General features: G+C 35.5%; 9 protein-coding genes. 6 read left to right on the top strand and 3 right to left on the bottom strand.

Annotated features, from left to right (window positions below):
* Positions 1 to 602 precede the first annotated feature (602 nt).
* On the top strand, positions 603 to 1,469 hold the full coding sequence (locus tag PL77_RS31240) for a diacylglycerol kinase family protein (RefSeq protein WP_052444827.1): 867 nt from the start codon (positions 603 to 605) through the stop codon (positions 1,467 to 1,469).
* Positions 1,470 to 1,553: 84 nt separating this feature from the next.
* On the opposite strand, the gene PL77_RS28795 is transcribed toward PL77_RS31240, so the two are convergent.
* The gene (locus tag PL77_RS28795; protein WP_156152592.1) at positions 1,554 to 2,195 is read right to left on the bottom strand and encodes a hypothetical protein; all 642 of its coding nucleotides are present in this window, start codon (positions 2,193 to 2,195) and stop codon (positions 1,554 to 1,556) included.
* A gap of 337 nt (positions 2,196 to 2,532) precedes the next feature.
* On the opposite strand from PL77_RS28795, the gene gltX reads away from it, so the two are divergent.
* Together gltX and PL77_RS28780 are read left to right on the top strand one after the other, a co-directional pair.
* Positions 2,533 to 4,077 (top strand): glutamate--tRNA ligase, encoded by a 1,545-nt coding sequence (gltX, locus tag PL77_RS28785; RefSeq protein ID WP_044213212.1) that lies wholly within the window; start codon positions 2,533 to 2,535, stop codon positions 4,075 to 4,077.
* Between the two features lie 67 nt (positions 4,078 to 4,144).
* Positions 4,145 to 5,854, top strand: a complete 1,710-nt coding sequence (locus tag PL77_RS28780; RefSeq protein WP_044213209.1) for a glutamine--tRNA ligase/YqeY domain fusion protein — start codon at positions 4,145 to 4,147, stop codon at positions 5,852 to 5,854.
* A gap of 66 nt (positions 5,855 to 5,920) precedes the next feature.
* Here the strand turns inward: PL77_RS28780 and PL77_RS28775 are convergent, their stop codons facing one another.
* The gene (locus tag PL77_RS28775; RefSeq protein ID WP_044213207.1) at positions 5,921 to 7,717 is read right to left on the bottom strand and encodes a PAS domain-containing sensor histidine kinase; all 1,797 of its coding nucleotides are present in this window, start codon (positions 7,715 to 7,717) and stop codon (positions 5,921 to 5,923) included.
* Between the two features lie 124 nt (positions 7,718 to 7,841).
* Complete coding sequence (locus tag PL77_RS28770; protein ID WP_044213204.1) at positions 7,842 to 8,924, bottom strand: lipid A-modifier LpxR family protein; 1,083 nt, start codon at positions 8,922 to 8,924, stop codon at positions 7,842 to 7,844.
* Between the two features lie 292 nt (positions 8,925 to 9,216).
* Here PL77_RS28770 and PL77_RS31235 point away from each other — a divergent pair, with 292 nt between their 5' ends.
* From PL77_RS31235 to PL77_RS28755, 3 genes are all read left to right on the top strand, one after another.
* The gene (locus PL77_RS31235; RefSeq protein WP_082026789.1) at positions 9,217 to 12,057 is read left to right on the top strand and encodes a glycosyl hydrolase family 18 protein; all 2,841 of its coding nucleotides are present in this window, start codon (positions 9,217 to 9,219) and stop codon (positions 12,055 to 12,057) included.
* A gap of 128 nt (positions 12,058 to 12,185) precedes the next feature.
* On the top strand, positions 12,186 to 13,313 hold the full coding sequence (locus PL77_RS28760; RefSeq protein ID WP_044213201.1) for a DUF819 family protein: 1,128 nt from the start codon (positions 12,186 to 12,188) through the stop codon (positions 13,311 to 13,313).
* A gap of 245 nt (positions 13,314 to 13,558) precedes the next feature.
* The gene (locus PL77_RS28755) at positions 13,559 to 14,188 is read left to right on the top strand and encodes an NAD(P)H-dependent oxidoreductase (RefSeq protein ID WP_044213200.1); all 630 of its coding nucleotides are present in this window, start codon (positions 13,559 to 13,561) and stop codon (positions 14,186 to 14,188) included.
* Positions 14,189 to 14,353 lie beyond the last annotated feature (165 nt).

The following is a 14,353-nucleotide window of genomic DNA, read 5'->3' as shown; positions in this document are numbered from 1 at the left end:
AAAAAGTAGAAAGATTGATTAGAAGTTAACGTCAATTTAGTTTAAAATGTATTAAATATTCTATCCACTTAGTTTATGATTTAGTAAATGAAACACCAATATAAACGAGTGACATTTTCATGTGAAATCTTGATATCCAAACCTTAATTAGTACAATTTATCTCAAAACTTACAATAGACAAAGTATTAATTCAAAGTGTTTCTTTGAATTAATACTTTATATTTTCTATATTTAATAAAGGCGTTTCAATGAAAGCAAATAACATTTTAAATTACCCACATATAAGGTAAATCGAAACTTTAAAATAATATTCACTTTCAAGCTAATGCTTTAGTAAAAACTTGACCATTTTCACGAAAAAGAGATAAAACCAATTTCACTAAAGTTAGTATTATTAAGGAATTATAATTATTAGAATAATACCATCAAAAATGCTATAGTTCAATTTTAAAATCCTACAACAATTAACAATTCTCTTGATGGCTTAGAGTACTAACCTTTTAGGAAAACTCCCCTTTTGGAATGAATGTGTATTTTAAATTCCCCTTGTAAATGGGTTAAGTTAAACCAAAACCAAGTTCCATTATTTTAGAATTAACTCATGCCGAGCATTATTTTAATCACCAACCCAAAGTCTGGCAATGGGGCCGCGACTAAAGCCGCACACGTTGCACAGCAAACCTTAGCTAAAAAGAAAATGAATGTCCACATTGCTTACGCGGAGTATAAAGGACATGCTACTCAATTGGCAAAATCTTTTATTTCCGATTTTGATATTATTGTCGCTATTGGTGACCATGAAACCGTAAATGAAGTAGCACAAGCATTAGTGGGTACAGACAAGCCTTTAGGCATCATACCTTGTGGTAATGAAGAGGGACTCGCTAAGAATTTGGGTATTCCTACCGCTTTAAGAAAAGCGATCAAAATAATCTACAACAAAAGAATAAAATGCATTGATGCTCCTCAAATCAATAATGAGCATGTTTTCTACACTGATGGTGTTGAATCAAAAGCAAATCACAAATCGAAGATGTTCAATGGAAGAGAAATTGGTAACTATTTCAAATCTTTCATTATGGATTTCCAGAAACATTCTGCTAACAATTTCACTATAAGTGTCAATGGTCAAAAAATCACCTCCAACGCTTTTGTCATTACACTAGCAAATGGTGAACTATTTAAAAGTGGGCCCTACATTCCTTCTACCTTAAGAAAAGGAAGTGAACATCTAGATTCCGTTAATCCAAAAGACAAGGGCATGAACTTTGGCATTCATCTCGTCAAAAACAACAGCTCGAACCAACGCACAGAAGTCATTCATTTACAATCCAATAACTTTGTAATTAATGCCGATAAAAAACAAAAATCAATCTTTGGTTTCAAAGATAAAGAAACAGAAAAATGGTCTACTCCATTAAACTTTAAGATTAGAAAAGAGGATAAACTTAATGTCATTGTACATTAAACATCACACCATTTCCTATTACGGATAAGTAAAAAAATGAAGGGTAGATATTGAAATATCTACCCTTAAAAAGTACAATATTTTCTACATCATAATTTTATATCCAAACAAGTTATTTACTTCTTGGATGGACTTCTTATCCACCAAGTCTAATGCAACAATTTTCTTGTTTTTAAATGGATGTTTGGGTCCAATACAACTTACAAAACGGTATTTTCTTTTTAAGAAATCTTCTCCCCCTTGCTTATTGCTACTCAACCCTACCCTACTACTTTGAGCAATCACCTCATAAGCCATTTCTTTTTCCCTTAATCCAAATTCTACATTTTGCACATCCACTCCTCCAATAAAATGGAAGATTTCGGCAATCACATGTAATGGGCCACTAATAAAAGTTTTATCGCTCTTACGCTGAAGTCCTCGGATTAATATACCGCCATAAAAATCTAAAGTGCCAAAAGTAATGTCAATACCTGCACCATGCACATACCACCTCCCCAAAGTCTTTTGGTTTTCATGTTGATGAACATAGGGATCAGGATGTTTTTCGTGATGAAAATAAAATTCTATTTCTACGATTCTATAATTTTGAATCCCTGCTTTCAACACACATTGATTCATTAAATAGTCAGCTATTCTTTGAAAACATTCTAAGATCTGTTGGTCATTCAGGTTCCTTTGTAATTTCCGTACTTCCTGTACTAATCTGTCAAAAACGAGTCCCATTAGTTAATTTGATAATTGTGATGAGGTTAATTTTGGGATTAGGAATAATACAAAATATTGCAGTGTTCAATAAGCGAATAACTTGGATTGTTTCTATTCAATTGATAATGGAAAAAGAGAAAAGTATTTGCTTAAAAATATCTGAAAGAAGATGTATTCCTGCCTTTCAATATACTTTTTTCCTTTCTCTGGTCCTAGATATTATTAAAACTTTCTATAATGTTCTTAAATCAATTCATATTCTTGAAAGTTCAATATAATATTTAAAACATTTTCGCTCTTATTTGTTTAGCTTTGCACATTCTAAAAAGAAAAATAAAAACTATTAATATAAAAAATGGAAAATAAGGTAAGAGTACGTTTTGCTCCAAGTCCTACTGGACCTCTTCACATTGGTGGAGTGCGCACAGCTTTATTTAATTACTTATTCGCCAAACACAATGGCGGTGACTTCTTGGTACGTATCGAAGATACAGACCAGAGCCGTTTTGTGGAAGGTGCTGAAGAATATATCCGACAGAGTTTAGAATGGGCAGGTATCGTTGCTGATGAGGCACCATGGAACCCTGGTGATTGTGGTCCTTACCGACAGTCTGAGAGAAAAGATATATACAGAGAATATGCTGAGCAGTTGGTAAAAGATGGTCTTGCTTATTATGCATTTGATACTTCAGAAGAATTGGAGGAAATGCGTGAGCGTTTGAAAGCAGCTCGCGTAAATACACCTCAATACAATTCGATGACACGTACACAGATGACCAACTCTTTGACACTTTCTGAAGAGGAAGTGAAAGAAAGAATTGAGAGTGGTGCTCCTTACGTTATTCGTTTAAAGGTTCCTAAAAAGGAAGAAATTAGACTGAATGATATGGTACGTGGTTGGGTAATGGTACATTCTCATACTATCGATGATAAAATCTTAATGAAGTCAGACGGAATGCCTACTTATCACTTGGCTAACGTTGTGGATGACCACTTAATGGGAATCACACACGTAATCAGAGGTGAAGAGTGGTTGCCTTCTGCTCCATTGCACGTTTTATTATACAAATACTTAGGTTGGGAAGATACAATGCCTCGTTTCGCTCACTTGCCATTATTATTGAAGCCTGACGGCAACGGTAAATTAAGCAAGAGAGACGGTGATAAAATGGGCTTCGCGGTATTCCCATTAGAGTGGAAAGATCCTCAAACTGGTGATATCTCAAGAGGTTTCAAAGAAGATGGTTTCTTAGCAGATGCTTTCATCAACTTCTTATCTTTCTTAGGATGGAACCCAGGTGACGAGCGTGAATTCTTCACATTACAAGAATTATGTGATGAGTTTACAATGGAAAGAGTAACGAAGGCGGGTACTAAGTTCGATATCGACAAGGCGAAATGGTACAACCAACAGTACTTGAAAAACAGACCTGATGCTGAGTTAGCACAATATTTAATTGATGATATGACTGCTGAAGGAAAAGAAACAACTCCTGAGAAAGCGGCATTAGTAGCTAATCAATTGAAAGAGCGTGTGACTTTCCCTCACGAAATCTGGAGAGATGGTCGTTTCTACTTTGAAAAGCCTCAAGAATACGATAAAAAGACGGTGAAGAAAAAATGGAAACCTGAAGGGGTTGCCGTTTTACAAGAATATGCGAGTACAATTGAAAATGCTGAAAGCTTCACTGCTGATGATGCTAAGGATATTTTCATGAAAGTATTAGAGAACCATGAAATGAAAATCGGACAAGTAATGCCTGCGTTAAGAGTGGCAATCTCTGGTAAAGGTGGCGGTCCTGATTTGATGATCATGCAAGAGATCTTAGGCAACAAAGAAGTCGCTGAAAGAATTAACATCGCAATTGAAGAAATTAATAAACTAAAAGAGGGCAACTAGAGTTTAGTTTATGATATAGCATGTTGGGAGTATATATTTCTAGCATGCTTTAATACTCACATTGAACATGGAAGAAAAAAACACTGAGAAAAGGCTAGACTTTATCCGTGAAAAAATCACGGCTGAGTTAGCTTCAAATAAAAATGGAGGTAAACTATTATTCCGTTTCCCTCCTGAGCCAAATGGTTACTTACACATTGGCCACGCAAAATCAATCTGCTTAAACTTCGGTTTATCACAAGAGTTTGAAGGTGCGGGAACAAACCTTCGTTTTGATGACACCAACCCTGCCAAAGAGGATCAGGAGTATGTGGATTCAATCAAAAGAGATATCGAGTGGTTAGGGTTCAATTGGGAAGGCGAACCAAAATTCACTTCTGATTATTTTGACCAACTTTATGATTGGGCTGTAAAATTAATCAAAGAAGGAAAAGCGTATGTTGATGACCAACCTGCTGACGTAATTGCTTCTCAAAAAGGTACTCCTACTACTCCAGGTACTAACTCTCCATTTAGAGAGCGCTCTGTAGAAGAGAACTTGAAGCTTTTTGAAGGTATGAAAGAAGGGAAGTTTGATGAAGGTTCTAGGGTATTAAGAGCTAAAATTGATATGGCCAACCCTAACATGCACCTTCGTGACCCATTCTTATACAGAATCATCAAGAAGGCTCACCATAGAACGGGTGACAAGTGGTGTATCTACCCGATGTACGATTGGGCACACGGTCAGTCAGATTACATTGAGGGAATCACTAACTCACTATGTACTACTGAGTTTGAGGTACACAGACCATTATATAACTGGTTCTTGGATCAATTAGCTGAAGCTGATAAAACTCGTCCAGAACAAACGGAATTCTCTCGTTTGAACTTGAACTACACTGTAATGTCTAAGCGTAAGCTTTTACAATTAGTGGAAGAAGGTGTGGTAAATGGATGGGATGATCCTCGTATGCCTACAATTTCTGGTTTAAGAAGAAGAGGTTACACTCCAGCTTCCATCAGAAACTTTGCAAAGACAGTGGGTATTACAAAGAGAGACAACATCATTGATGTTTCTTTATTAGAGCATGCTGTTAGAGAAGATCTGAACAAAACTGCTCCTCGTGTAATGGCTGTTTTAGATCCTATCAAATTAGTGATCGACAACTATGAAGAGGGTAAAACAGAGTGGTTAGAGGCGGAAAATAACCCAGAGGATGAAAACTCAGGTACACGTCAAGTTCCTTTCTCTAAAGAGTTATATATCGAAAGAGAAGACTTTAAAGAAAGTGCTAACCGTAAGTTCTTCCGTTTGACGCTTGGTAAAGAAGTTCGTTTGAAGAACGCTTATATCATCAAAGGAGAGAGCTGTGTGAAGGATGAAGATGGAAATATTACAGAAATCCACTGTACTTATGATCCTCTTTCTCGTTCGGGTAGCGGTACTGAAGAGTCAAAACGTAAAGTGAAAGGTACATTGCACTGGGTATCTGCTGAACATGCAGTTGATGCGAAAGTGAACCTTTATGACCGTTTATTCTCTGATGAAGCACCTGACGCTCGTAAGGATCCTGAAACAAAAGAGGTGATCGACTTTAAGAAATTCTTAAATCCAGAATCGCTTCAAGTGATTGAAGGTTGTAAAGTAGAACCATCTTTGAAAGACAATAAAGGAGGTGACAACTTCCAATTCCAAAGAATGGGTTACTTTATCTTAGATCAAGATTCTACTCCTGAGAACATGATTTTCAACAAGACTGTTGGATTAAGAGATTCTTGGGCAAAGAAAAACTAAGCTATTGTAAAGTAGTTTAAGATATATAAGCAAAACGGAGATACTTTTCGAAGTATCTCCGTTTTTTTATTGAGTTGGTACTAGGCTTTTACGAATAGTAAAGATAAACTTACTTCCTCCTGAAGGATTTTCTTCTACCCAAATTTCACCATGATGTTTATCAATGATTTTTTTACAACTTGCCAACCCTAGACCATTACCCTCAAACTCAGAATAGGTATTCAATCGGGTAAATGCTTTAAATATTTCACCTCTTTTATCTTCATCGATACCGATACCATTATCAGTGACTGAGAATTGCCAATATTTCGGTAAATCTTCAACACTAATATTTATAAAGGTTTCTTGATTAGGATGTTGAAACTTCAAAGCATTACCAATCAGATTTTGGAACACCCTATAAACCCCTATTCTACTACAGGTAATTGTAGGTAGTTTTTCAACATTGAAATTCACATCTTTATCTTCAATCTTATAATTTAGATCTGTCAACACATCGGTTACTAATTCGTTAAGGTCTTCTTCCGTTATTTCAAACTTTTTATCTAAGCTTCCAAAACTCATCAGTGATTCTACGAGGCTATTGAGTCGTTTTACAGATTTCCCTATCACCTTTAATACAGGTTCTTGTACTTCTCCTGCATCAATCGACAGCTGTACTAATTGTGCTACATTGTTGATAGGGCTCCTTATATCATGGGAAGCCTGGTAAAGCATATCTTTTATTTCAACATTTTTCTGTTGTAACTCAGAAGTAGCATCTTGGAGTTCAATAATGTCGGTGATATCAACAAAAGAACCCAAAATACTTAATAAGTTACCCTCTTCATCATATTCAAAAGGAGAATCTTTAGATCTCAGCCATTTCCATTTCCCACATTTTGCTTTAAAGCGATAAACGATAAAAAACGATTCTTCTTCTTTGGCAGTACTTAATCTTTCCCAATGAGCAATTATTCGTTCATGATCTTCAGGGTGAAATAATTCCATAATATCATCCCTACTAAATTTTGAATAATCGTCAGCTGTGTACCCAACTAGTTTGGTGGCTTGTTCATTGACAAAAGTATTTTTACTTAATTTTACATCAAAAATATAAACACCATTTTGTGCATTTAGATTTATCTTTCTTAAGAAGCGTTCTTTCTCCTCTAAAGCAACTTGTGCCTTATATCCTTCAGTAATATCTCTTGTTATGAGATTTAACCTCACCACATTTTCACCATCGAATACCGGTGTTACATTGGTTTCATAATACATAAAACCAAAGGGTGCCTTGTAATCGATTTGGTATGTTTGAGGAATACCTGTTTCAAATACTTCTTTCATTACCCGTTCTGCCCTTTTTTGAGAGCCAGGAGGTAAATAAATGGTACACCTTGTCCCTAAGACTTCATTTTTAGAAAGTCCAGGTGAAACATGATTGATATATATGATTTTTAAATTTTTATCAACCTGAAATACGTGATCAGTGTTATGATCAATCAAAGATTTATAATCGACCTCACTCTCACAATCACATTTATCTAAACCTTTAAATAAAAGTGTGTAGGTCAGCTCATCACCAAGAGAATTTTTTGATATATAAACAGTGGCTACAGTTAGGGTTTTATCTTTCTTCAACACCCTAAATTTCTCAAAAAAGTATTCATCTGAGGTTATTTTACCTACATTTTGAGTTACTATCTCTTGAAAACTTCTATCACTTACTATTATTTCATCAATATTTCTTTGGAGTAAATCTTTTTCGACGTAGTTTAAAAATTGACATAGGGAGTTATTCGTAAATACAATCTCACTTTGATTATTGATTACGATAATTCCGTCATTAAGCTGTTTTAATAATTTTAAGTAGTGCTGCAATTTAATAGGTTGTATGAGTCGGCGAATTGAAATTGAATAGTAACATAGAATTTTAGACCGGAGATTCCAAAATTGCTTTCTATTTCTCCTTTAAATTCAAACAGGTTATTAATATTCTTATATTTTACAATCCATAAAAGATGGATATCTCACCCCATCCAAAAAGGTTTCCTTTACTGAAACTATCATTGGTCACCACCCTGTAATAACGAAACATAAACCTTCCTAAATTAAAATTGATACCATATACCCAATTGAGAATTAAAGGATCTATTTGGTTTGATTTCAGTACATAGGGACTTGATTCAAATTGGATTAAACTACCTTGAGCTGTTCCATCATAAAGTAATACACCAGCTTGAAACTCAGTAAAAAAATAGATCTGACTCACTTGGTTTAAACTTGGAAGAATACTATTAAAAGTATTTCCTAATCCCTTCTTCATGTTCTTTTTCTCCCTTGCTTTACTTCGCTGACCTGTTGTACTAAACCTTGGTGGATACTTCTGTTTCACACCCTCTCTGCTGTAATAAGTATCATTATATTTGCCTATTTTAAATTGGATACCTGATAGAAGATAGTTATAAATGGTGCCAATATGAGCTTTACCAATCAAGTTGGTTTCATAGTTTTTTCCATTAAAAGGCAACATTTTCATCACCTCTACATCCAAATCCAGTACCAAACCATTTCCAATTTGATTGCCCCATCCATTGAAATCCGTGTTCTCTAAAAACAAACTATGCATAAAGTTTTGTGTTGCTCCTGCACCTGCCGCTGGACCTTGTATACCAATATAAAGATTGGTTTCCAACCTCAAAGTTTTCCAATAATTTGAGGTCACCTTCCTATACGTAGCGTACAATAATCCCGCATAAGGTCTATCTGTCGAATCCACTTCATACAATGTTGCATTTTCCGGAGTATGCATGTCTTGACCTATTGTCAAACTAAACTCTTTTTGTGTCGACTGCTTCAGTCCAAAAAGTAGTTTATCCATTACTTTATTATTAAAGTGATGGCTTGACCATGTCATATGAATGCCATTTGTAAAGTTTCGATCTGATTGTAACCAATATTGGTAAAAGTCATTTTGTGACGAAATACTGATATGTTCACTTTGTTGTTTTCCTAAGCTATCAATCTGACCAAAAACAGTTGAAGAGAGAAAAATGGAGAGAAAAAGAAAGTAGAAGAGAAATTTCATAAAATGTAGTTTTTGAAGATGACTTTAAAATAAAGAATAATACAGAGAAAGCATCTACAAGACTGTTAGTATATGGTCTGTACACCTATAATCAATCTGAAATACCATAAAAATGTAAGTTTTGTACCCCCACTTTTTTTGATCAACTCAGGACTGTACCCCTATTAATTTGGGTTGTACTCCTATTTGCTCCCCTCTACTTTATTGCGACTAACTGAATCATTTATTTGATTCGTAACATCAACCTTCAGTTCCTCTTTTTAGAGAATTTATTAACAACACTACTACATATATGAGAATTTTTAAACTACTACTCTTAGTTAGCATTATGGCTATGTATAATGCAACTCAGGCCACCACTCTATTAACAGCTATGAATGCTTCACCTTGTGATGGTGTTGCAGAGTGGAATTCATCAACTACCTATGCTCAAAGTGGAACTCAAGTAGTTCACAATGGAAAACTTTACAGCTCTAAATGGTGGACAAAAGGAGACACTCCAGGAGACGCTCAGTGGGGACCATGGGAAGAAATCGGCATCTGTAATGACAACCTTCCTCCTACTGTAACTTTTTCTTCACCAGCTAATAATAGTTCTTTTGTACTAGAAGAAACTGCTGAAATTAATTTTATCATCTCTGCTGCAGATGATGACGGTACAATTGAAAGTACTTCAATTACTGTTGATGGCATTACCTTCTCAGGAAGTAACATTCAGTGGACTCCCACTCAAATTGGTAGTTTCACCGCTGTCGGAATAGCCATTGATGACCAGGGAAGTGAAAGTCAAACTACTCTTGAATTTACTATTACCTCTAATGAACCAACTCCTCCTTCAGTGAGTTTTACTACTCCTTCTGACGGTGACATCATTAAGACATCATCTCTAACACCAATTTCTATTCAAATCAACGCCAGTGATGATGATGGAACTATCGTTACCTCAAATATTACAGTAGAGGATCAAAGTTTTAACTCTTCTTCTGCACTTTGGACGCCTTCAAGTTATGGTACTTTTACCATTACGGGAAGTGCTACTGATAACGATAATCTCACCACTAATAATTCAATTACAATAACAATTGAAGAAGTTATTCAAGGAAATTGCAGTTACCCAGAATATACCCCTTACCCATCCACTTATAACACAAATGATATTGTTGTCTATCAAGGTGACTTATTTGAAGCACAAGTAGACAACCTCTATAACATCACTCCTGGGGAAGCTGATCACTGGTGGAAACCGCTTGGTCCGTGCGTTGATACAAATACTGCTCCTATTATTAAAACCACCAATCAAACGTCTGTTGGATTAATTGCTACGACACTCAACGCAGATGTGTCAGATACTGAAGGTGATCCAATAACGGTTACCTTTACAGTAGATGGAGCTGTTCTTGAAGCAACTCAAACCAATACAACTTTTTCTACTCAATGGACTCCTACAGTTTATGGCAACTATAATGTAACTGTCAATGCTTCAGATGATAAAGGAAAGTCAAGTTCGGCAGCTTATACTCTTATTGTAAATGAACCACAAGGACCTCAATACCCTGTCATTACTTCTTTCAGTCCTGCTGATAATAAGGTTATAAAACAAACTTCACTCTCTTCTATTAACCTCTCTTTTGAAGCTTCAGATATTGATGGAAGTATCGTATCCTCAAATATTACAGTAGAAGGAACAACATACAATGGTTCCTCCGTGGCATGGACTCCATCTGCATTCGGGAGTTACACTATTCTATTTTCAGCTACAGATGATGAAGACTTAACCACCGAACAAAGTATTTCAATTACAGTTGAAGAAAACTTAGCTTTTACAGATAAAGTTCTTGTGGGTTATTGGCACAACTGGAACCTGTCTAGCGTTCCTTATATCCGATTGAAAGATGTAGATGATCGATATAATGTTATATGTATTGCATTTGCTGAGCCTAAAATCAGAGACATTGATAACACTATGGTTTTTGACCCTATAGATATCAATAATTTCCAAAATGAACCTTCTGATGCCTCCAGAGCGGAGTTTAAAGCAGATGTAGCTTACTTACAAAGCAAAGGAAAGAAAGTCATTTTATCTTTAGGTGGTGCCAATGGAGTTGTGCATTTAGATAATGAAGAAGAGCAACAAAAGTTTGTAACTTCTATGATCAGTTTATGTGAAACGTATGGTTTTGATGGAGTTGATATTGACCTTGAAGGATCATCACTGACACTAAATGCTGGAGACAATGACTTTACAAAACCCACAACTCCAAGAGTCTTGAACTTTATAGAAGGCATGCAAGCGATCAAAGCACATTTTGGGCCTTCATTCTTATTAACTTCTGCACCTGAAACTGCCTACGTTCAAGGTGGTCAAACGGCTTATGGAGGATCTTGGGGTGGATATTTACCCATCTTACATACGCTGAGAGATCAGTTGGACTATGTACATGTACAACTTTACAACACTGGTAGTTTAGGTGCGCTAGATGGAAAAGCTTATACACAAGGTTCTGCCGATTTTATTGTAGCCATGACAGAAATGTTACTGCAAGGTTTTGAAACAAAAAGTGTAGCCGGTTTCTTCCCTCCTTTTAGAGAAGATCAGGTGGCTTTGGGGTTACCTGCCAATAAACCTGCTGCCCCTGCTGGAGGTTACACTCCACCTGCCGAAGTACAAAAAGCATTAAACTACCTTGTGAATGGTGTCTCATTTGGTGGAACCTATAAACTTGTGAAAAGCGAAGGATATCCTGATTTACGTGGTATGATGACATGGTCGATCAATTGGGATAAAACGACAAATTATGAATATGCCCAAAGCTATGATACATTCTTTAATGGTAGTAATGCCAGAACAAGAAATGATTTAGAAGTAGAGCTAGAAAATCAATGGGGTAATGCTTATCCCAATCCATTTGAATCAAAACTGACCATTGATATTGAATTAAAAGACAAAGAAACGGTTAGCATACAAGTATTAAATACAAATGGTCAATTGGTTTATACTAAAAAATATAATGAATTAAATAGCGGTATTCATCATCTCAATATTCCAACACACACCTTGTCAGAAGGGATTCATTTCATCAAACTAACAACCCTAGGCCAAACAAAGGTCTATAAAGTCTTGAAAAACAAATAAGAAAAACACTATTTTTCAATAACCGAAAAGCTGTCCTTCATTAGGATAGCTTTTTTTGATTTGTTCCTAATCCATATTCTTTTACACAAAATAGTTACCTTTGAGGGAAATTAAAATAGGTTATATATATGCTTCAAGCGTTAGTTATGCTAGTAGCTCCCATTATTTTAACATGGGGAGCTAAGAAATTTACATGGATCGAAAACATAGGAACGGTAATTATTGCTTATGCTTTAGGCATTTTCCTTGGTAATACTTTTTATACTATTGATACGGAAGTTTCAAAAACTTTGGTAGATGCAGCAGTGCCTTTATCGATTGGACTGATGCTTTTGTCTTCCAATATGAAGCAATGGATCACTCAAGCGAGATCTACAATTTTATCTTTCTTCTGTAATTTATTTGGTGTAACAATTGGAGCAACCCTCGCTTTCCTCGTATTTACAGGTACATTAGAAAGTGCTCACTATTTGGGAGGAATGTCCGTAGGACTATATACCGGCGGAACACCAAATATGTCTGCCATTGGTTTGGCTTTGGATGTTAAAGACGAAGCCTTTGTATTAATGAATACTGCTGATATGATACTGGGCGGTTTGTGGATGATTTTCTTAATGACCCTTGCGAAAACACTATTCGGTTTTGTACTACCAAAATACAATGCTGAAAACGCCATTGAAAGCGATATTAGTAAGATTCAAGCCCTTCAAGGTCCAACATACAAGAGTATCTTAGCAAGCATTGGTATTGTAGTACTCATTCTTGGTTTTTGTGTAGGAAGTTCATTGTTGATTTGGGGAAAAATGGATGAAATCTATATTATCCTTGGCGTTACTTCCTTAGCAATAGGTGCTTCATTCAATAGCAAAGTTAGAAATATCAAAGGAAGCTTTTTAGTAGGTGAGTATTTTGTATTACTTTTTTGTATTGGTTTAGGAAGTCTTTCCAACTTTGAAAAATTACTTGCTGATGGTACTTTATATATTGGCTTTGTTGCTATTGTAATGTTCACTGGAATTGTGATTCATTTATTACTCGCCAAATATTTCAAAATCGATGTGGATACTTTTATCATTACATCAACAGCTTGTTTGTATGGGCCTGCCTTTGTAGGACCAGTTTCAAAAGCCATTAAGAATAAAAAAGTGATTTTATCAGGAATGGCAGCCGGTACTCTTGGGTACGCTTTGGCGAATTATTGGGGGATTATCCTTGGTAAGATGCTATTAGTTGCCACTTATTTTTTAATTGGATAAAAATTTATCTTCCCCATTTCTAAAAATACATGAACACCTCCTAAGAGGTGTTTTTTTATTTAAGCATCTGTATAACAGTAATATTCGAACAAATATCTTTTCCATCTTTCAACAGTGGTACTTTTCCTTTTGCAACTTTCACACTATACATACTGTAAAATATTTCCAAAACATTTGTCGTTTAAACGAATATTGTTTTAATTTGTCATGATTTAATCTTTCAATCAAAATAAAACACTTTTCTTATGAACATCATTGAGAGCCTAAACTGGCGTTACGCAACAAAGAAATTTGACGCAACGAAAAAAATAGATGAAGCAACAGTCCAAACAATTTTAGAAGCAGGTAACTTATCGGCATCTTCTTACGGTTTACAACCTTGGACAATTGTTGTGGTAAAAACTCCTGAATTACGTGAAGCACTTGTACCACATGCATGGGGACAAAAACAAGTTGCAGATGCATCTCACTTAATTGTCATTGCTCGTACAGCAGACCTTACAGTAGAAGATGTTGAAGCATTTATCCAAAATGTAGCAAGCACTAGAGGAATTCCTGCAGATGCACTTGGTGACTACAAAGGCATGATGGTAAACACTGTCAACAACTTGTCAGCAGAAGACAAAGACACTTGGGTAGCAAAACAAGCTTATATCGTTTTAGGTAACTTACTTACAGCTTGTGCTCAACTTGAAGTAGATAGCACTCCAATGGAAGGTTTTGTTCCTGCTGAGGTAGATAAAGTATTAGGTTTTGAAGAATTAGGACTGAAAAGTACAATATTACTTCCTATTGGCTATAGAGCTGAAGATGATGATTACCAACATCTTGCAAAAGTAAGAAAGCCATTAGATGAAGCAATCGTAACATTATAATACAAAGGCCCTTTTTTAAACCATCAATAATTAAAAAAGAGTCTTGACCTCTTGTTTCCTTTGGAAATAAGAGGTTTTTTTTATTCTTAAACAATTACGTAAATTGTAAACTAAGTTTTCGTTAACTTTCAATCAACCTTTCTGCCAGCATTTATAGGATCAACT

The sequence above is a fragment of the Flammeovirga sp. OC4 genome, from assembly GCF_000812565.1.
GTDB lineage: Bacteria > Bacteroidota > Bacteroidia > Cytophagales > Flammeovirgaceae > Flammeovirga.
Note: the sequence above shows the minus strand (reverse complement) of the source record. Positions and strands in the feature narration are given on the sequence as shown.

Excerpts from the sequence above, each read along its gene's own strand:
- PL77_RS31240 (WP_052444827.1), top strand. The coding sequence starts at position 603 with ATGCCGAGCATTATTTTAATCACCAACCCAAAGTCTGGCAATGGGGCC.
- PL77_RS28795 (WP_156152592.1), bottom strand. The coding sequence starts at position 2,195 with ATGGGACTCGTTTTTGACAGATTAGTACAGGAAGTACGGAAATTACAA.
- gltX (WP_044213212.1), top strand. The coding sequence starts at position 2,533 with ATGGAAAATAAGGTAAGAGTACGTTTTGCTCCAAGTCCTACTGGACCT.
- PL77_RS28780 (WP_044213209.1), top strand. The coding sequence starts at position 4,145 with ATGGAAGAAAAAAACACTGAGAAAAGGCTAGACTTTATCCGTGAAAAA.
- PL77_RS28770 (WP_044213204.1), bottom strand. The coding sequence starts at position 8,924 with ATGAAATTTCTCTTCTACTTTCTTTTTCTCTCCATTTTTCTCTCTTCA.
- PL77_RS31235 (WP_082026789.1), top strand. The coding sequence starts at position 9,217 with ATGAGAATTTTTAAACTACTACTCTTAGTTAGCATTATGGCTATGTAT.
- PL77_RS28760 (WP_044213201.1), top strand. The coding sequence starts at position 12,186 with ATGCTTCAAGCGTTAGTTATGCTAGTAGCTCCCATTATTTTAACATGG.
- PL77_RS28755 (WP_044213200.1), top strand. The coding sequence starts at position 13,559 with ATGAACATCATTGAGAGCCTAAACTGGCGTTACGCAACAAAGAAATTT.